The following is a 17,911-nucleotide window of genomic DNA, read 5'->3' as shown; positions in this document are numbered from 1 at the left end:
AGAATGAATATTGTAGTAACTGGTGCGAAAGGATTTATAGGACGAAACCTTTGTATTGAATTGAGAAATTATAGTCAATATCAAGTCTATGAAATATCTCGTGAAACTAACTCCAAATTAGTAGAACAATATCTATTAAATGCTGATATTATCGTTCATTTAGCTGCTTTGAATCGCTTTAATTCCACAAAAGATATAAGTGATACACAGAGACAAGATATATTTAATAAATGTAATGTGAATCAACTTTCAGACTGGTTACAAATCGTTAGTAAAAATAAAAAAAGACCATCGATTATATTTACATCGTCAATACAAGCAGAATTAGATAATCATTATGGAAGAAGTAAATTACAAGCAGAATTGTTACTACAACAATTTAAACAAGTCCATGGAAATGAAGTTATTATATACAGGTTGCCAAATTTATTTGGTAAGTGGTGTAAGCCTAATTATAACTCAGTGGTTGCGACATTTTGTTATAACATTGCTCGAAATAAACCTATCCATGTCACTGATTCAACTAAAGAACTTAAATTGAATTATATTGATGATGTTATTCGTGAATTAATAAGAGCGATTAATGGCCATCCAACGAAGCAAGCAGAATTTGCAATTGTACCCAATGTACATCGTAAAACGTTAGGTCAAATTGAACAGTTATTACGACGTTTCAAAAAAATGAGAGAAACATTGTCGCTTCCTTATTTAGAAGATCCTTTTGAAAAGGCGTTATACAGCACATATTTAAGTTATTTACCTGATAATGCATTCGGCTATCCATTGCATATGCATAAAGATGACAGAGGTTCATTTACAGAAATATTTAAAACGTCAGATCGAGGACAAATTTCTGTTAATGTTTCTAAGCCAGGTATAGTTAAAGGAAATCATTGGCATCATACTAAAAATGAAAAATTTTTAGTCGTAGCTGGGAAAGGTATCATTCGCTTTCGATTACCTGATAGCAAACAAATTATTGAATATGTAGTGTCTTCGGATAAATTGGAAATCATAGATATACCTGTAGGTTATACACACAATATTGAAAATTTAGGTGAAGAAGATATGGTCACTTTGATGTGGGCTAACGAGATCTTCGATGCTGAACATCCAGATACATATTTCTTGGAGGTATAAATATGGAAAAGTTGAAATTAATGACGATTATAGGTACGAGACCTGAAATTATAAGATTATCAGCAACAATTAAAGCATGTGATACTTACTTTAATCACATATTAGTGCATACAGGACAAAACTACGACTATACCTTAAACCAAGTGTTTTTCGAAGATTTATCGTTAAGAGAACCAGATTATTATTTAGATTCAGTTGGTGATAATTTGGGTCAAACTATGGGAAATATTATAGAAAAGGCCTATGACGTATTAAAGAAAGAGAAACCAGATGCATTGCTAATACTTGGTGACACAAATAGTTGTTTATCAGCTATTGCTGCCAAACGATTGAAAATTCCTATTTTTCATATGGAAGCGGGCAATCGTTGTTTTGATCAAAATGTTCCAGAAGAAATTAACCGTAAAATAGTAGATCATATTAGTGATATTAATTTACCTTATACAGAACATAGTCGTCGTTATTTATTAGATGAAGGGATTAAACGAGAACATATTTTTGTTACAGGTTCACCAATGAAAGAAGTGTTACATGAGCAGTTGTCTAAAATAGAAGCGAGTGATGTGTTAGAACGACTCAATTTAAAAACACAACAATATATCGTTGTTTCTGCACATAGAGAAGAAAATATTAACCACAAAGACCACTTTCAATCATTAATGGATGCGATTAATCAAATCGCTGAACACTATCAATTGCCTATTATTTATTCTACACATCCTAGAACTTGGAAAATGATTGATGAACAACAAGTGAACTTCCATCCTTTAGTACGGCGTTTACGACCATTTGGTTTTATAGACTATAATGCCTTACAGAAAAATGCATATGTTGTGTTATCAGATAGTGGTACCTTATCTGAAGAATCTGCAATACTTAAATTTCCAGCAGTATTACTAAGAAATTCTACAGAGCGACCGGAAGTAGTAGATAAAGGAACGATTGTATTAGGCGGCATCCATTTTGACAATATCATACAGTCGGTTGCGCTGGTTAAAAAGATGCAAGATAATGCATCTCCAATCATTGAGGCAAATGACTATAAAGATATACATGTTTCTCAAAAGGTAGTGAAAATTATACAAAGTTATAAAGATATCATTAATGATACGGTGTGGAGAAAGTAAATGCAGAAAAGTATTAAAATCAATATTTCGTTTTGGATTGAGTGTTTATTAACGATTATTTTATTTATCTTAAGCATACAGAATCAAACTTTATTATTGATTACAATGTGTTGTTCTTTGCTGCTCATTAAACAAGGTGAGATAGGTGTCGTTAAACTTATATTTCTTTATATGATGCGTTATTTTATTTCGCCTGGTATTGATTTTGAAGGTAGTCAATTATTCATTAATATAATGAAATATGTCTTGATTTTCATTTGTGGTAGCTATTTCTTATATCAATCTTCAAGACAATGGGCGACAAGTAAAGTAATGTCATTATTTGTGTTTGGTTCGTGCTTATTAATGACAATATATGCGATTACGAGTTTGTTGACATCAGCCTTTCCATTGGTTGCAATTCTTAAATTAATCAATTATTTTTTACCGTTAATGATCATTGTATTATTAATTTCACAGATCAAAGACTTTAAAAAATTGATATTTTGGTTAGCCGTATACATCGAGTTGTTGATTATAAGTTCGTCATTTTATATTAATCAACCAATAGGGAAATTGCTTAATGGTTATTCGTTTCAAGGTATACTGAATCATCCAAATTTATTTGCAATCATTATGGTAATGGGTTTGACACTTATACTTGTATCAATCAATTATCAAAGACAATTTATTATATGCCAACTTATTATAGTTGCAATTGGCACTTATGAACTAGTGAAAACTAATTCACGTACAGGTGTATTATCATTTGTTGTTTGTGTCTGCTTGTATTTCTTATTGATGAATATGCATAAGCGTTATAAATGGTTGATTTTCGGTAGTGTAGTTATGACTGTAGTAATCATTTTTATGAATCCTTTTATTCAGGAACGCATTAAAGCCTTTTTAGTTAAAGGACAGCGAAGTGACCAAGCATTATATTCTCGATATATACAAATTGAATATTTAATGGACGCACTAGATAAGTACCCTTTATTTGGTGGAGGATTTGGTATACCAGTGAATAATACAAGTTTGGATTTACTTAACTTTACCTTTGAAGCGGGGAATATTTTCTTTGCATTAATTATATTTACAGGTATTTTCGGATTAATTTGTTATTTGATTTATCTCGTGTTTATGTTGTTCATTGTACAGCATCCATTTCGTTTAACTATCGTACTATTTATATCGACGTTACTCGTTAATATGGGAGAAATGATTATGTTTAGTTCAACGAATGCTGGCATTTTTTGTTATATATTATGGGGCATTTATTTAAAAGAAGGAATGGAATTACAACATGAATCAAAGCTATAAAAATAATGTTCTTTTAATTGGATTATTTACAGGATTATCACTATGTGCAAATTTCTTGTTCTATCGAGTGACAAATCAATACTTAAACAATGATGAATTGTATGGCATTTGGTTAATTATATTATCTACAATGACATGGTTTTATATTATGGATTTTGGTATTTCTAATTCTTTAAGGAATCTATTAACAATTGCTATTCAAAAGAAAGATCGTCATGGTATAAACGAAGTCATCAACACGACATACGTAGCGATGATTGTTCCCTTAATTATATTACTTTATGCAGGGTTAATCGTTAATCAATGGGTGGATTGGACAACATTATTTCATATAAAAAATTCAAAATCAGACGTAAATCAAATGTTTTTAATCACATTCTTTATGTTTCCATTTGTATTTTATTTAAATACCATAACTTATATTTATCATGCTCATTTTCAATCTTATATTGTTAATTTGATGCAATTTTTAAATTTATTCATTAGTACTTTATTAATATTAGCGATGAACATGATTGGTTTGCACAGCATTGTATCGTTATGCGTGATTTATTTTTCAATAAATGTAAGTGTATCTTTGATTTTTACAGTATTTTATTTTAGGAAATATAGAAAGATAGTCAAATTAGACATGAGTGGATTTAGGAAGGATTTAATTAAACCGTTATTGTCACTTGGTGGAGGTTTCTTTTTATTAGATGTAGCTTCATTAACTTTATTAAATTCAGGACCACTACTTATTGGCTATTTTTTCAGTCCTTTTTATTCCGTGGAATTCCAATTAACGTATAAACTATTTTCGATATTTTTAACTATGGCAACGGTTATTTTATCCCCACTATGGACTTTAATGATAGCTAAACTAACAGCGCAACAGTTTCAAGATATTAAACGTATACATAAAAAATTAATGATCATTATATGCATGATTTTGATAAGTATGTTTTTCATGACATGGATGGTGAATTTAGTCATAAATCTTTGGATAGGCAAATCATATCAAATCGAATGGATATTTATTTTTTTAACCGCAACTATAGTGATGTTATCTATTATTGCTTTTACTTATCAAACGTTATTAAATGCAATGAACATTGTTTATTCACAAGCAATCATTTATTTATGCGGTGTAGTTGTTAGTTTGGGATTAATGTTTATTTTACTCAAAGTGTTTAATTTAGGTCCTTATTATTTCTTATTAGCGATTAATAGCGGTATATGTATACCAGCTATAGTATTGCCTCTGATTTTCAGAAAAAATATACATAAAGTATCAATTCAATATACTCAATCGAAACTATAGTGTTATAGACTTTCGATGATAAATTTATAAAAACAACTTGGTGATGACATGAAAGCAATATTTTTAACGGTAGTCAATATTTCAACGATTAAAGACATTGGGTTATATCCTGATTTAATTAATGAATTAAAACAATATTATGAAGACATTGTTGTGGTCTGTCCTTTGGAGAGACGACACGTAGAAAAGACTCATGTAATTAAAGAAGATAATGTATCGATATTAAGAGTGAAATTACCAACAAATATTAATCAAACAAACGCAATTGAACGAGGCATTAGTATGTTAATCATTAGTCGATTATTTAAACGTGCCATTTATAAATATTTTCCTAACGATAGGTTTCAGTTGATTCTATACCCAACCCCACCTGTCACAATTGGACCACTAGTTCGAGATTTGAAGCAACAATTTAATGCAATAACGGCTTTATTGTTAAAGGATATATTTCCACAAAATGCTGTTGATTTAAATATGTTAAAAGAAGATAGCTTTATGTATCAATATTTTAAAAAGCAAGAAACATTACTATACAAAGTTTCAGACTATATTGGTGTAATGTCAGAAGCTAATGAGAAGTTTATTACAAATCATCATCCTAATATTGTGAAAAATAAAATACATATTTTTAGAAATGGATTATATGATATTTCACAAAAATTTAGTCATAAAAAGGCAAAAATCTTTCGTCAATATGGTTTAGATGCAAAAAAAGTTACATTTATCTATGGTGGGAATATTGGCGTACCACAATCACCAGACAAGATTAAAGCAGTTGCACAAGGATTTAACAAAATACCCAATGCTCAAATGGTGATTGTAGGTAATGGCACTGAATTTGAAGATGTTGTTCAAGCTACTAAACATATTGACAATGTAATTACTATACAGAGATTATCTCAACGCGCCTATCATCAACTGTTAAAAGAAAGTAATGTAGGATTTATATTTTTAGACGAACGTTTTACTATACCTAATTACCCTCAACGACTAACAAGTTATTTTATGTTTGGTAAACCAGTGATTGCTATGACTGATAGTAATACAGATGCTGGCAGTGAAATTGTCAAACAGCAATGCGGATATTGGGTTAATAATGGTGATTATCGCCAATGTTTGACATATGTAAGTCAATTAACTGATAACCAAACATTGAGAGCAGAAATGGGTACGAATGCCCGCCGATTTTATGAAAGTGAATTTAAGATTGAACAAAATGTAGAAGCGATGATGAAACAGATCAAACAATTAAAGAAATGAATGTAGGGGTTAGCTATAAATATACTGAAATCAATTCTAATGGTGAATATTTCGAAAGATTAAATGTTAGCCTCTAATGATAGATTAGGAAGATGGAAAGATGAAGATTTTAGTATTAGATTATGCAAGTGAATATGGAGGAGCAAAAACCATATCGGATTATTTTAATAAGGAAGTATTAAAAGATAAACATAATGAATGGCTATTTATTACAAGTAAAAGACGAGTCTATGAATCTAAACACGTTAAAGGCATGACGTTTCCATTTATTAAATATTCAATTTTGCACAGAATCTATTTTGAATTTGTTACATTAAAGCGCATGATAAAAAAATTACAACCAGATTGTATTGTGTCATTACTAAATTATGGTGTCTCGGGATTTAGTGGAAAGCAGATTTTATATGTTCATCAAGCACTTGCATTCATAAACGAATCGTACAAACAATCAGATAGTATGCTTAAGCGATTGAAAATGAATATATTAAAGAAAAAGATTAGAAAAAGCGTGAGTGATGCAGATTGTATTATTGTTCAGACTAATGAAATGAAAAAGTTAGTAGAACCATATAACGACCAAGTTCAAGTTTGTCAGCCAAAACTATTTACTTCGTACCCTGAAGTACATGATGAAGCCATCCATTTATTTTATCCGACTAATACTGAAAACTATAAACGTTTTGATTTAGTAGTAAAAGTGGGACAAGCAATTAAGAAATTTCAAATTCCTTCTTATATACAAATCACATTAAACGGAGATGAAACACGTTCAATAAAACGAATGTTTAAGCAATGTCGTAAAGAAAAACTACCTGTAAGATTTATTGGTTCAATTGATTGTTTGAAAATGCAGACTTATTACCGTAGTAATCATTTGTTGTTTACCTCTGAAGTAGAAAGTACTGGTTTGCCGCTTATAGAGGGTATGCATTACGGTGCTAAAATACTAGCGTTAAAACAAGCTGTTACTGAAGAATTATTAGAACATTATCCTCATCAATTTTTATTTAATGATACAAATTTAGAACAACAAGTATTAAATTTTTATAATTATCCAATTATCAGTACAAAAGGTATGAATATACAGGCTAAAAGTATTTTAGATATATTAGGTAAACAGGGTTATATTATTAGATAGTTAATTAAATGGGATATATAGACGATAATGTGTAAATCAACGCTACTAGAGGTATAAATAAATAACCTAGGAAATAATTGAGTATATACAAAGAAATAAAATAAAAAAAGAGGTGGCAACGGATGGAAAATAACAATAGAGAATTGGATAATAGAACCAATAATGTACTGGGATCGTTAAGCTATTTAAGTATCTTTTTTGCACCCGTACTGTTCCCACTTATTGTTTGGATTGTGGGTGAAAAACCTGCATCTACACATTCTAGAAATGCATTATTCAATCATATTTTATCGTGGTTATTTATCGTCGTGTCTTTAATTTGTTTTGCAATGGCACCAGCATTTTACGATAGTAACACTACACTAATGGTACTATTATTTATTTTAGCTACTATATTAATCATTGGTTCAGGCATACTATTTATCATTAACATAGTAAGAGGAGTTCAACTACTCATTAATTAATCATATTAAAGCGCCGTTCAAAGGGGATACTTTAATGTATCTTTCTTTGAACGGCGTTATTCATATTGTGATTTTAATGTAATTTATTTTTCATATCTTATTGGTCTTGAAGTGCCATAAGAATGATGAATCGATGTTTGTATTAAAATATGTTGTGCATCTTCATAGTCTAACGTATATATTATTTGCTGATTATCTTCAGGTAGTATTTTGATACGCTGATGGTTAGAATCAATTTGAATAATTTGATATTGATTAAGATGAGTATGTCTTTCATATCGAATACTAATTGATTTTTGAAGTGATTGGTTTTTCCAATTACCTAAAAATTGTTGAATCAAATTAAGCTGTTCCTTTGTGAGTGTTGATGGATTGTAATCTAAATTAATAAATTGAAGTTGATACATACTTTCACCTACCTCTAATCAATATCAATGACTATGTTAATTAATAACCTATCATTGTGTCATCCCATGTATAGTCTCTGTTGAATGATAGATGTAATAAGTTAGAATCCGCATCTTGAATAGATAATTCAGTATCCCAAGGGTTCCAATAGATAATTTTATCTTCATTATTAATTTGAGCATTACCAACCACGGCTAGAGCGTGACCGAGATGAGGATCATTTGGTCTGTTTTCAACACTATGTGCTAAAATCATAGCGCCTTTATTATCTTTAGTTAATTGATCAACTTGGTTATAAGAAGGCATGCCACTTTGATGTTGGATATCTCTACCTTGTGAGTTACCGTATCTTATCATTTGATTTGGATTAGTAGAATATTGTGGTAATTCTGCTTCGCTAACATTAGGATATAAAGTTCTCATAATGTCATATGCATTGTATTTATCTGTATTTTTTGTAGCGTTAAGTAGGGCAGCCATACTGAATCCTGCACACCAAGAATTATCAAATTGTTGTTCTCTAATTTTGAAATGATCTAGGGTGTTTTCATATTGAACTTGATTATTACTTTCATTTTCTGCATATTGAGTTTCTTTAATTTTAGTCGGTTCAGATGTATTGTTTAATTGTTTTTTGAGTGTTGAAGAAACAGTTTTACTGCTTTCTTTTTCCTTAGTGTTAGTAGGTAGTGGTGTAGATTTAACTAATTTTATTTTGCCATCTTCTTCAAAGTAAAATCCTTTTTCATCAGTAAGGATAGTGATTTTTGAATTTTTATCTTTAATTTTATCTAAATCATTAGCGATAAAATTAGATATTTTCACGCTATAATTAGCGTCTTCTTTAGATTTTTTTAAGTCAGAATTTGTTTTTGGACTTATTGTTAGTGTGTATACAATTTTGCCATCTTTCAAAATAGGATAATAATAACTATTATCTTCTTCGCCATTAAATTTATAAATATTAAAAGGTTCGCCTAATTGATATTTCCCACTTTGCTTATTGTGTTGTTTATCAAGTGCTTGTGCATAGCCAACATACTGTTGTTGTGCTAATTGTTCTACTTTTTGAGGTACTTTGTTACTCTTTACATTAATTTCAAGTTGATCTGAATCTTGTTTAGCTTGAGCTGTTTTAATATTAGTTATAGCGCTTAGTGATAACAGCAAAGCAACAATGATAGAAAAAGTAACTAACTTAAATAATTTGTATTTAGATGTAGTTTGCATTTATAAACCTCCATTAGATGGATATTTTATAGCTATATTTAAAATATTTTAAAATTAAGCGGCGTCATCATTGCCATCGTCATTATTTGCAAAGTTAATATCTTGAATGTTTTGTTCTAAGAAATCTAATACATCATCATTGAAGTAAACCGCACCATTATAAGCATTAGAAACGCCACCCCAATGAATACCGATAAGTTCATTTCTTGAGTTAAATACTGGGGAACCGGAATTACCACCAGTAGTACTTAAATCATATTGCATATTTTCGCCTTGAAGTTTAGTGATTTTACCTTTACTTTCCCACATAGTAGCAAGTGGTTTGTCACCAGGATATCCAGTTACAGTAATAGGTTGGTTAGTTTCTGAATCTACATTACCGTCTATTGTTGCTGGTTGAATAACATCTCCAATATTTTCACCGTTTTGATTAGGAGAGAACTTTACGATAGCTAAATCAGCGTTACCAGGATATTTAGTGATATTTTCAGCAGTAAAGCTACCATTAGGGAAGTCATTTTCATTAATAGCGGAAGGGGCTGCAGTTAGGTTTTGTGGATTACCATTAGTAGCATCGACGACATGTTTATTTGTTAAAAGTTTATCTTTACCAACTACGATACCTGATGCAATTGCAGTACCGCCATTAGTTTTGACTTGAATGAAAGTTACTGGTGCATAGTGTCCTAAAGTCGTATCTGTAATTTGGTGTCTATTATTGTTAGGTAATATAACATTTGCTCTTTCTTTTTTCTCGATAGGTTTAATGTTGTCTTTGTTCTGAATGTTAGATTTCTTTTGGTGTTGGCTCTGTTTAACTTGTTGGTTATTATCTTGATGTTGCGTGGACATAGTGTCGGCTTGTGCTGAGTTGAGAAGAGTAGCGGACGTTAAAGTGGCAATTAACAAAGAACTAGCTGTGAAAAATTTTGCTTTCATATAAAAACCTCCAAAAAAATTATTTACGATTCAAATATAACATCAGATATTTTTAAGTCAATATAAATATATAATTTTTTTAAAAATATTTATGGCATTTAAGTTTTGAAACTAATTCTTTTTATTTTATTTAATTAAATAGAATTTAATATTATTTAATTGTCGTTAATTCGATTTAACCATAGAAAAAAGTATCGATAAAAACTATAAGAAGTTGGTATTTATCGATACTTATATGAAAAAAAGATTAATTTATGAAAGTTTAAGAAAGGAGAAATTAATATAAAATATATTATTTTTTAGATGAAGTTCGTTTTATAAAGATAAAAGTAATTCCTAATATTAAAAGCACTACCAAACCTAGGATGGGTGTATGCTTTCTGTTTTGACCAGTTTCTGGCAATAATTTCATATGTTGCTCGTGTCTTTCTTTTGTAGTCTTAAGTGTATATGTATTATCTTTCTGATGTGAAATGTGGTTTTTATGTGGATTTTCGTTTGTAGAAGCTAAAACATTTTGGTTGAAATTAAGTAATAAAGGTATAGTAATAACAATAGCACTGATAAAATATTTGATAGATTGATGAAACAAATAGATCTCCCCTTGAGTAAATGGTAAATGAATAAAGCTGTTTAATATCTAAATTAAAGATATCATTTAAACTTTTAAAAGACCTATGTATGAGGTGTCAATTGAATAACAGTTTTGTCACTTTGCATTAGTTGTTTATAAATATTTTGTTATAGAGAGAACTAATAAGTACTTTTGATTTTAATTTATTTTTGTATAATTCAACTAAAGAGGTGAATATTATGGAAACAGTATATGTGGCTGGTGGATGTCTATGGGGAGTGCAAGCATTTTTTAAAACAATACCAGGCATTATTTCAACAGAAGCTGGAAGAGCCAATGGAAAGACTCAAACATTAGATGGGAATTATGATGGATATGCAGAATGCGTAAAATTAACTTATGATCCTGAAGTGTTATCAATATATAAAATTATGGAGTATTTATTTGAAGTCATTGATCCATATAGTGTAAATAAACAAGGGCATGATGTAGGTGAAAAATATAGAACAGGTTTTTATAGTAAGGATGATCAACATTTGCAAGAAGCGAAAGACTTTATAAATCAAAGAGAAGATTGTTTTAAAATAAAGGTGGAAGTCTTACCTCTGTCTAATTATGTAAAAAGTGCGTTAGAACATCAAGATAGATTAGAACATTATCCTGAAGATCATCATATGTGTCATATTCCATTACATTTGTTAAATAAATATAAATAAAATAGACCACAAGGATGTGGTCTATTTTATGGTCAAAATTATTTGCGTTTACCATCAAATGTATCTAGTAAACTTAATGTTGCTAATCCTAGTAAGTCTAATGCGTGTTGTGCACCTTTTTTACCATGACCAGCTTCAAAGTGTTTATAAGTTGCTACACCTAATACTGAAATAGTAGTTAATGAACCTAAACGTGAAGCTGTTTTACTTAAGAAACTAACTGCGAATAAACCTGCAGCTGCAGCTTCTAAACCACCAACTAATTTAACAGATTGTTTTGGTAATCCGAATACATTTGAGAATGTATCGATCATGCCTTGGTCACCTTGTAATTTTGGTTTTGATGCATCGTATAATTCTTTAGCAAGTTTTAAATTTGTAGCATAACGTAATATCATAATAATATTTCCTCCTATTTATCTTTAAAATATTTATCTACTATAGGTTTAACCTTTTCCCCAAAAAGATGAATTGAATGCATTGTTTTTTCATGAGGCATTGATCCTACTGGTGTATGAATCATAAAACGATTAAGACCTAGAGTTTCTATAGTTTCAATTATCTTTTGTGCGACAGTCTCTGGACTTCCTAAGTATATCGCACCATTGCTTCCAATTTCTCTTTCAAAGGCTTGTTCATCAAAAGTTGGCCAACCGCGTTCTCTACCAAGTATATCTTGATGTGCTTTTAATGACGGGAAGAACTCACGTTTAGCTTGTTCATCTGTATCAGCAATATAGCCCCAAGAATGGACTGAAATCGGCAGTTCAGAAGGATTGTGACCATATGATTCAGCAACAGATTTATAAATCTCAATGTTGCGAGTAAAACGTTTAGGATTACCACCAATAATAGCATAAGTAATTGGTAAACCTAATGCACCAGCTCTTAAAGAAGATTCAGGCGTTCCTCCTGTAGCAATTGAAATAGGTAATTGTCCATGTTCTATTCTTGGATATATACCTGTCTTATCAATGCTAGGTCGTAATTTACCTTCCCAATCTATCATTTCATGATTGTTGATTTTTAGCAACATTTGAAGCTTTTCATTAAATAAATCCTCATAGTCATTTAAATTGTAACCAAATAAAGGAAATGACTCGATAAATGAACCTCTACCAATCATTACTTCAGCTCTACCATTAGATACGGCATCTAATGTTGAAAAACGTTCGTATACTCTGACTGGATCATCAGACGATAATACGGTAACGGCAGAGGAAAGTTTAATGTGAGATGTTTTTGCAGCAGCTGCAGCTAATACTGTAACAGGATCGGATACTGCATAATCCTTTCTATGATGCTCTCCAAGACCATACACATCTAATCCTAATTGATCAGCAAGCTGAATCTCTTCAACGATATTTCTAATTCTTTCCGCGTTTGAGATAGGTAATTCTGAACCTTCTGGCATGTGAATAACAGTGTTATCAGCAAAAGATGTTAAACCTAATTCTACTTTCATATGGGTCACCTCCATTTAATATATTTTTTATACTGGATATATTATATATCTTAGGGTGATGAAAGTCAATATGAATTGTTTGCAAGTTATAAAAGGGATAGATGAGCAAATTACAGAGTATATCAATGTGATATTTAATTTGCTATAAATTTTAAATTTTTTGCAAATTAAATAGGTTCTTTAGTTTTATGAGTTAAAGTGTAATAATAGGTAACGTTAATAAAAAATAGGAAGGGAGTATAAAGATAAATGGAAGAACAATGTCATTATAATCTTATAACTACAATTCTCTTTTTCTCAGGAATTATCGTTATGGGAAGTTTATATACTGCACTTCCGCTTACTGCAGCATTTGCACATTCATTTCATATTCCACAATCTGTTGCTACTTTAAATGGTGTTATTTTCTCTATTATGTATTCAATTAGCTGTCTATTTTATGGAACCATTTCTGATAAATACGGGAGAATTAAAACAATATTAATAGGATTAAGTGGTTTGACATTGATTTGCTTTATTATTGGCTTTGTAAATTCATTTACATTATTACTTGTTATGCGTGCGTTACAAGGAATATTTGCCGCTGCATTTTCTCCAGTAGCCATTACTTATACCACAGAAACTTACCCTGCTAAAAAGAGAGTTACAGCAATTAGCTTTATTAGTACAAGTTTTATGTTATCTGGTGTGTTAGGACAAAATTTAAGTGAAATGATAGTTCATCATTTAAATTGGCATTGGGTGTATTTTACTTTAACAGTATTATATTTGTTATTGGTATTTGTTATTTATCAATTTGTACCTGAAAGTCCTCGCAGAAATACTGATGTTAAATTACTTAAATTTTTTAATAACTTCAAAGACTTTCGAGATAATTTAAAAGTTATTTACTGTTTATTCATTTCATTTACTTTATTGATTATGTTTATTAGTATGTACGCTATTTTAAATTTATATATACTATCTGATAAATTGAATGGTGACATTTCTACAGCATCATTAGTAAAACTATTTGGTGTTATTGGTATGTTGCTATCATTATTAGCTGGACGTTTGAGCGGTCGTATAGGTATCAAACGATTGATCTCATTAGCTTTATTAACAAGTACAATTTCACTTTTAGTTATGGGAATGACTACTAACATTATTTGCATAACTATTTTTAGCGTTACGTTTGTAGCTGGTATTGCCTTTGCAATCCCTTCAGTCATTTCAAAAGTAGGAATTACAGTTAATCGTAACCAAGGATTCTTTTTATCTGTAAATACAGTGATATTATTTATGGGAACAGCCATTGCTCCAATAATAATGATTTATATTGGTGAGTTGTCTAGTTACTTTATGATGTTTGCTTCAATCGCTTGTATAGGTCTTGTTGCATTTATCGTATCATTATTTATGCCTAGTGATGCTAACGCTTATTAAACAAAAGTTAAGCGAATATAGTTAGATTAATAGTTATTAATTATTTTTAAACGATTTATTTATAGTATGTGACTATAAGTAAATCGTTTTTTAGTATTAGAATTATCAATAAAGTTATTGTATGCTTGAAGAAATATAAATATTTAATAGGGGTGAGGAACAATGAATTATTCACCAAAGCAAGGCACTAAATCTCATGGATTACCACATGATCCATTTAAAAGTAGTACAGTACCAAGACCTATAGGATGGATATCAACTGTTTCTAAGGATGGTAAAGATAATTTAGCACCTTATAGTCAATATCAGAATCTAACATGGGACCCGCCAATGGTTATGTTTGCCGCTAATCAATCTGTTTTAGGAGACCACGAACGTAAAGATACAGTGAAAAATGCAGAAGAAACAGGTTGGTTTGTTTGGAATATGGCGACTTATGATTTAAGAGAAGCTGTTAATTTATCATCCAAAGCATTAGCACCCGAAGAAGATGAATTTGAATATGCTGGTGTGACTAAAGAAGAATGTATTGAAGCACCTGGATATAGAGTTAAGGAATCTCCTGTTCATTTTGAATGTGAATATGTTCAAACTATTCGTATACCAACTGGTGACCCGGTATCTACAGTGGATATTGTAATTGGTCGTGTTGCTCAAGTTCATATCGATGATAAAGTGATTACTGAAGATGGAAAGCTAGATATACCTTCAATTCGTCCAATTGCACGTTTAGGATATTATGATTACACTGTTGTAGATAAAGTGTTTGAGATGAAAGCACCACATGCATCTAAAGAAGAATTAGCAGGACTAGAAGGAAGAAATTTCGATAATAAAAATGAAGATTAATATAAATAAAGAAAGCTCCTCAATTCGCTTTGAGGAGCTTTCTTTTATATCTATAGTAAATCTTTATTTGCTTTTTGTAGTTTTGTATATTCATCGTCGATATTAATTTTCGGAGGTTTAACTTCAACTTTTGGATAGATTAAGATTGGTGTTAAACCAATAATGCCATATATTACAAAGGTGAATGTATAACCTAATTCTTCTACAATAGGGCCTGCTAAAACAGAACCAATGACTTGTCCTACTGCTAACATTAAAAATGGAATTCCTATACCAAGAGAAGCGTTTTTAACGAACAATTTAACTCCCCAAACAAGCAATACACCTGTAATAAATATATAACTTGCTCCAAAAAGTAAAGAAGCTAGGAAAGGTACTATCCAAATAAAAGGTGTTAATGCCAGTAGAATAGATGCAGCTGCCATTAAAATGACACCTAAAAAATATGAGAACTTAAGTCCGTATTGATCAATCATTCGACCGGAAATACCGCCTAATACACCAGCTACACCAATAAGTATCCAAAATATAGATAAAGCGATAGGCGAGTAGTGATCAGTATTTTGAACATATGATTTTGAAAAGGTCCAATATGGTGCAGTTGAAATACCTAATATTGTAGATGCAAAGATAATTCTTTTACTGGCACTTATATCTAGAATATTAAGAGAACCTGGATTTATGTTTATGTTGTGTTTTAAAGACGGAATAATAAAGAAGTTCCATACGGTAATTAAAATGGCGATAATCCCATAAATTAAATATACTGAACGCCAATCTATAAAAACTAACATAGCAGTTATTCCAGTAAACACTAAACCTATACTCGTACCTGAATTAATCCATGTGTTAGCTTTACCTTGTTGTTCCCATTTAATCCATAATGAAATAGCATAACCATAAGGTGGAGAGATAAGGCCCGAACTCGCTCCAGCAAATATAACACCTAAAGAAAGCGACAATGCATTGGAGGCTATGCTAATGGTGATTAAACCTAAAATAACTAATAAGCTAGCTAACATAATCATATATTTAGGACCAGTTTTTGCAGTTCTTAACGTAGCATAGATGATGGTAAAACAATAAGATAAATAAAATAAAGATGATATAATTCCAGCACTTGAAGCGCTTAAATGTAAATCTTTAGAAATATCAGGGAGAAATAGGCCAAAACTAAATCTACCTAAACCATAGATTGTAGCAATCATGGCAATACCTGGAAATACAAGTTTATAGAAATTCATTATATGATCACTCCCTATTTTATATAGAACGTTCATTCTATTTTAGGTTGAAATTAAAGAGATTGATGAAAACATCAATCTCAAATATTAATTGTATTTGGTTGCTTCATCTATAAATAGATGTGCAATATAACGTGCATGCTTTGTCGCTTCATCTACACCTAATAGTGTTGTCATAGAAGTTGTACCTTCCATAAGTAAAGTATATCTAATCGCTAAATCACGACCATTTTTAAAGTTAGATCGAGTAGCTAAATTTTCAAGAAAGTTTAAAAGACGCTCTTTATGACCACGAGCGATAGATTCTATATTACTATCACTGTCACTATAATCTTCGATAGCTCTCATAAACATATCTCCAGTATAAGAATAGTCTTCTAACCATTTACAATGTGCATCAACAGCTGAAATAAAAGGTTGATGAGGAGATTGATTAACACCATCTTCTAAATAATGCCAATAACGTGATTCACGTTGTTTAAGGACAGCTTCTACTAATTTTTCTTTTGAATCAAAATGATTATAAAGTGTCATTGTGGCTACATTAGCTTCTTGAATAATTTGTTTGAGACCAACACCATGGAAACCGTGTTGATAAAATAATCGTTCAGCTACTTCTAATAAATCTTGTTTCTTCTTGGACATCTTCATCACTCATTAAAAATAGAATAGTCATTCTAGTTAAAGTTAACACTGTCAATTTTGGTTGTCAAATTGTGTTTGTCTGCTATAACAAGAGGGGATATTGATATCCAAACTATCATATAAAGCTTCTAAAATTTCATCAGCTGAATAACTATAGTCGTTTTCAACCCACCGACAAATAATTTCTATTAAACCACTACTATAAAAATCAGCAATTAATTGTGGGAATTTACTATTATTAATTTTATTAGAAAGAGGGTCATTATTGTTTTGTGCTTCTTCAATCATTTTTTCACTACCATATCGAGTGAACAGACGAAATACATCTTCTTGTCTTGAAGCTACTAATAAATTTTTAAAAACGCGTTTGTTACTATCAATAAAATGGATAAACAGTTGGAACGCATCTGTTGAAGCATTATGGCCATCATACTTCACTACTTCTTCTTCCATTAAGAATTCTGTAAGTGGTAGAAGTAGATCATATTTATCTTGAAAATATCGATAAAATGTACTTCTGTTAATTTCGGCTGCTTCACAAATCTTTTGTACAGTAATTTCATCAAAATGATTATGGTGTAACAATTCAAAGGCAGTTTGATTAATATGTTTAATCATGCGTTTTTGTGTTGATGTTGGCATAACTATGACTCCTCAAGTAATAATGTTAATTAATAATAACAAT

The 17,911-nt window shown here is 30.4% G+C and carries 19 protein-coding genes; 10 read left to right on the top strand and 9 right to left on the bottom strand.

Annotated features, from left to right (window positions below; genetic code table 11):
• Window positions 1-3: 3 nt before the first annotated feature.
• The 7 genes from Q4528_RS01555 (at window position 4) to Q4528_RS01525 (ending at window position 7,731) form a co-directional block, all read left to right on the top strand.
• Window positions 4-1,140 carry a polysaccharide biosynthesis C-terminal domain-containing protein gene (locus tag Q4528_RS01555; protein WP_046466922.1) on the top strand — a complete coding sequence of 379 codons (1,137 nt, stop codon included), beginning with the start codon at window positions 4-6 and terminating at the stop codon, window positions 1,138-1,140.
• A gap of 2 nt (window positions 1,141-1,142) precedes the next feature.
• A complete protein-coding gene (gene wecB / locus Q4528_RS01550) occupies window positions 1,143-2,267 on the top strand; it encodes a non-hydrolyzing UDP-N-acetylglucosamine 2-epimerase (protein WP_017637269.1) in 1,125 nt (374 codons plus the stop codon).
• Complete coding sequence (locus Q4528_RS01545) at window positions 2,268-3,566, top strand: O-antigen ligase family protein (protein ID WP_029055891.1); 1,299 nt, start codon at window positions 2,268-2,270, stop codon at window positions 3,564-3,566.
• Window positions 3,550-4,869 carry an MATE family efflux transporter gene (locus Q4528_RS01540; protein ID WP_046466925.1) on the top strand — a complete coding sequence of 440 codons (1,320 nt, stop codon included), beginning with the start codon at window positions 3,550-3,552 and terminating at the stop codon, window positions 4,867-4,869. Before Q4528_RS01545 ends, Q4528_RS01540 begins: the two co-directional genes overlap by 17 nt.
• A gap of 48 nt (window positions 4,870-4,917) precedes the next feature.
• Window positions 4,918-6,129 carry a glycosyltransferase family 4 protein gene (locus tag Q4528_RS01535; RefSeq protein ID WP_046466926.1) on the top strand — a complete coding sequence of 404 codons (1,212 nt, stop codon included), beginning with the start codon at window positions 4,918-4,920 and terminating at the stop codon, window positions 6,127-6,129.
• Between the two features lie 100 nt (window positions 6,130-6,229).
• Window positions 6,230-7,267: a glycosyltransferase gene (locus Q4528_RS01530; RefSeq protein ID WP_046466927.1), complete on the top strand. Its 1,038-nt coding sequence runs from the start codon at window positions 6,230-6,232 to the stop codon at window positions 7,265-7,267.
• A gap of 122 nt (window positions 7,268-7,389) precedes the next feature.
• Window positions 7,390-7,731 (top strand): magnetosome magnetite crystal formation protein family, encoded by a 342-nt coding sequence (locus tag Q4528_RS01525; protein WP_046466928.1) that lies wholly within the window; start codon window positions 7,390-7,392, stop codon window positions 7,729-7,731.
• Between the two features lie 83 nt (window positions 7,732-7,814).
• Here Q4528_RS01525 and Q4528_RS01520 read toward each other — a convergent pair whose 3' ends face one another.
• The 4 genes from Q4528_RS01520 to Q4528_RS01505 form a co-directional block, all read right to left on the bottom strand.
• Window positions 7,815-8,138: a cysteine protease inhibitor staphostatin B gene (locus tag Q4528_RS01520; protein WP_046466929.1), complete on the bottom strand. Its 324-nt coding sequence runs from the start codon at window positions 8,136-8,138 to the stop codon at window positions 7,815-7,817.
• A gap of 40 nt (window positions 8,139-8,178) precedes the next feature.
• Window positions 8,179-9,369: a C47 family peptidase gene (locus tag Q4528_RS01515; RefSeq protein WP_046466930.1), complete on the bottom strand. Its 1,191-nt coding sequence runs from the start codon at window positions 9,367-9,369 to the stop codon at window positions 8,179-8,181.
• A gap of 54 nt (window positions 9,370-9,423) precedes the next feature.
• A complete protein-coding gene (locus Q4528_RS01510; protein ID WP_029055898.1) occupies window positions 9,424-10,308 on the bottom strand; it encodes a trypsin-like serine peptidase in 885 nt (294 codons plus the stop codon).
• 292 nt (window positions 10,309-10,600) lie between these two features.
• The gene (locus Q4528_RS01505; protein WP_046466931.1) at window positions 10,601-10,900 is read right to left on the bottom strand and encodes an LPXTG cell wall anchor domain-containing protein; all 300 of its coding nucleotides are present in this window, start codon (window positions 10,898-10,900) and stop codon (window positions 10,601-10,603) included.
• 221 nt (window positions 10,901-11,121) lie between these two features.
• Here Q4528_RS01505 and Q4528_RS01500 point away from each other — a divergent pair, with 221 nt between their 5' ends.
• Window positions 11,122-11,598 carry a peptide-methionine (S)-S-oxide reductase gene (locus Q4528_RS01500; protein WP_046466932.1) on the top strand — a complete coding sequence of 159 codons (477 nt, stop codon included), beginning with the start codon at window positions 11,122-11,124 and terminating at the stop codon, window positions 11,596-11,598.
• Window positions 11,599-11,636: 38 nt separating this feature from the next.
• Here the strand turns inward: Q4528_RS01500 and Q4528_RS01495 are convergent, their stop codons facing one another.
• Window positions 11,637-11,996 carry a hypothetical protein gene (locus Q4528_RS01495; protein WP_046466933.1) on the bottom strand — a complete coding sequence of 120 codons (360 nt, stop codon included), beginning with the start codon at window positions 11,994-11,996 and terminating at the stop codon, window positions 11,637-11,639.
• Between the two features lie 14 nt (window positions 11,997-12,010).
• Complete coding sequence (locus Q4528_RS01490) at window positions 12,011-13,063, bottom strand: LLM class flavin-dependent oxidoreductase (protein ID WP_046466934.1); 1,053 nt, start codon at window positions 13,061-13,063, stop codon at window positions 12,011-12,013.
• Window positions 13,064-13,312: 249 nt separating this feature from the next.
• Here Q4528_RS01490 and Q4528_RS01485 point away from each other — a divergent pair, with 249 nt between their 5' ends.
• Both Q4528_RS01485 and Q4528_RS01480 read left to right on the top strand, forming a co-directional pair.
• Window positions 13,313-14,488, top strand: coding sequence for an MFS transporter (locus tag Q4528_RS01485; RefSeq protein ID WP_303520268.1), 1,176 nt, complete (start codon window positions 13,313-13,315; stop codon window positions 14,486-14,488).
• A gap of 162 nt (window positions 14,489-14,650) precedes the next feature.
• Window positions 14,651-15,337 carry a flavin reductase family protein gene (locus tag Q4528_RS01480; RefSeq protein WP_017637255.1) on the top strand — a complete coding sequence of 229 codons (687 nt, stop codon included), beginning with the start codon at window positions 14,651-14,653 and terminating at the stop codon, window positions 15,335-15,337.
• A gap of 50 nt (window positions 15,338-15,387) precedes the next feature.
• Here the strand turns inward: Q4528_RS01480 and Q4528_RS01475 are convergent, their stop codons facing one another.
• The 3 genes from Q4528_RS01475 to Q4528_RS01465 all read right to left on the bottom strand — a co-directional run bounded on the left by Q4528_RS01475 (window position 15,388) and on the right by Q4528_RS01465 (window position 17,868).
• Window positions 15,388-16,581 carry an MFS transporter gene (locus tag Q4528_RS01475; protein WP_046466936.1) on the bottom strand — a complete coding sequence of 398 codons (1,194 nt, stop codon included), beginning with the start codon at window positions 16,579-16,581 and terminating at the stop codon, window positions 15,388-15,390.
• Window positions 16,582-16,668: 87 nt separating this feature from the next.
• On the bottom strand, window positions 16,669-17,226 hold the full coding sequence (locus Q4528_RS01470; RefSeq protein WP_017637253.1) for a TetR/AcrR family transcriptional regulator: 558 nt from the start codon (window positions 17,224-17,226) through the stop codon (window positions 16,669-16,671).
• A 51-nt stretch (window positions 17,227-17,277) separates the two neighbouring features.
• Window positions 17,278-17,868, bottom strand: a complete 591-nt coding sequence (locus Q4528_RS01465) for a TetR/AcrR family transcriptional regulator (protein ID WP_303520264.1) — start codon at window positions 17,866-17,868, stop codon at window positions 17,278-17,280.
• Window positions 17,869-17,911 lie beyond the last annotated feature (43 nt).

This window comes from Staphylococcus pasteuri, from assembly GCF_030547725.1.
GTDB classification, from domain to species: domain Bacteria; phylum Bacillota; class Bacilli; order Staphylococcales; family Staphylococcaceae; genus Staphylococcus; species Staphylococcus pasteuri.
This window is presented reverse-complemented; position numbering and strand designations above follow the sequence as displayed.

Excerpts from the sequence above, each read along its gene's own strand:
- Q4528_RS01555 (WP_046466922.1), top strand. The coding sequence starts at position 4 with ATGAATATTGTAGTAACTGGTGCGAAAGGATTTATAGGACGAAACCTT.
- wecB (WP_017637269.1), top strand. The coding sequence starts at position 1,143 with ATGGAAAAGTTGAAATTAATGACGATTATAGGTACGAGACCTGAAATT.
- Q4528_RS01545 (WP_029055891.1), top strand. The coding sequence starts at position 2,268 with ATGCAGAAAAGTATTAAAATCAATATTTCGTTTTGGATTGAGTGTTTA.
- Q4528_RS01540 (WP_046466925.1), top strand. The coding sequence starts at position 3,550 with ATGAATCAAAGCTATAAAAATAATGTTCTTTTAATTGGATTATTTACA.
- Q4528_RS01535 (WP_046466926.1), top strand. The coding sequence starts at position 4,918 with ATGAAAGCAATATTTTTAACGGTAGTCAATATTTCAACGATTAAAGAC.
- Q4528_RS01530 (WP_046466927.1), top strand. The coding sequence starts at position 6,230 with ATGAAGATTTTAGTATTAGATTATGCAAGTGAATATGGAGGAGCAAAA.
- Q4528_RS01525 (WP_046466928.1), top strand. The coding sequence starts at position 7,390 with ATGGAAAATAACAATAGAGAATTGGATAATAGAACCAATAATGTACTG.
- Q4528_RS01520 (WP_046466929.1), bottom strand. The coding sequence starts at position 8,138 with ATGTATCAACTTCAATTTATTAATTTAGATTACAATCCATCAACACTC.
- Q4528_RS01515 (WP_046466930.1), bottom strand. The coding sequence starts at position 9,369 with ATGCAAACTACATCTAAATACAAATTATTTAAGTTAGTTACTTTTTCT.
- Q4528_RS01510 (WP_029055898.1), bottom strand. The coding sequence starts at position 10,308 with ATGAAAGCAAAATTTTTCACAGCTAGTTCTTTGTTAATTGCCACTTTA.
- Q4528_RS01500 (WP_046466932.1), top strand. The coding sequence starts at position 11,122 with ATGGAAACAGTATATGTGGCTGGTGGATGTCTATGGGGAGTGCAAGCA.
- Q4528_RS01495 (WP_046466933.1), bottom strand. The coding sequence starts at position 11,996 with ATGATATTACGTTATGCTACAAATTTAAAACTTGCTAAAGAATTATAC.
- Q4528_RS01490 (WP_046466934.1), bottom strand. The coding sequence starts at position 13,063 with ATGAAAGTAGAATTAGGTTTAACATCTTTTGCTGATAACACTGTTATT.
- Q4528_RS01485 (WP_303520268.1), top strand. The coding sequence starts at position 13,313 with ATGGAAGAACAATGTCATTATAATCTTATAACTACAATTCTCTTTTTC.
- Q4528_RS01480 (WP_017637255.1), top strand. The coding sequence starts at position 14,651 with ATGAATTATTCACCAAAGCAAGGCACTAAATCTCATGGATTACCACAT.
- Q4528_RS01475 (WP_046466936.1), bottom strand. The coding sequence starts at position 16,581 with ATGAATTTCTATAAACTTGTATTTCCAGGTATTGCCATGATTGCTACA.
- Q4528_RS01470 (WP_017637253.1), bottom strand. The coding sequence starts at position 17,226 with ATGTCCAAGAAGAAACAAGATTTATTAGAAGTAGCTGAACGATTATTT.
- Q4528_RS01465 (WP_303520264.1), bottom strand. The coding sequence starts at position 17,868 with ATGCCAACATCAACACAAAAACGCATGATTAAACATATTAATCAAACT.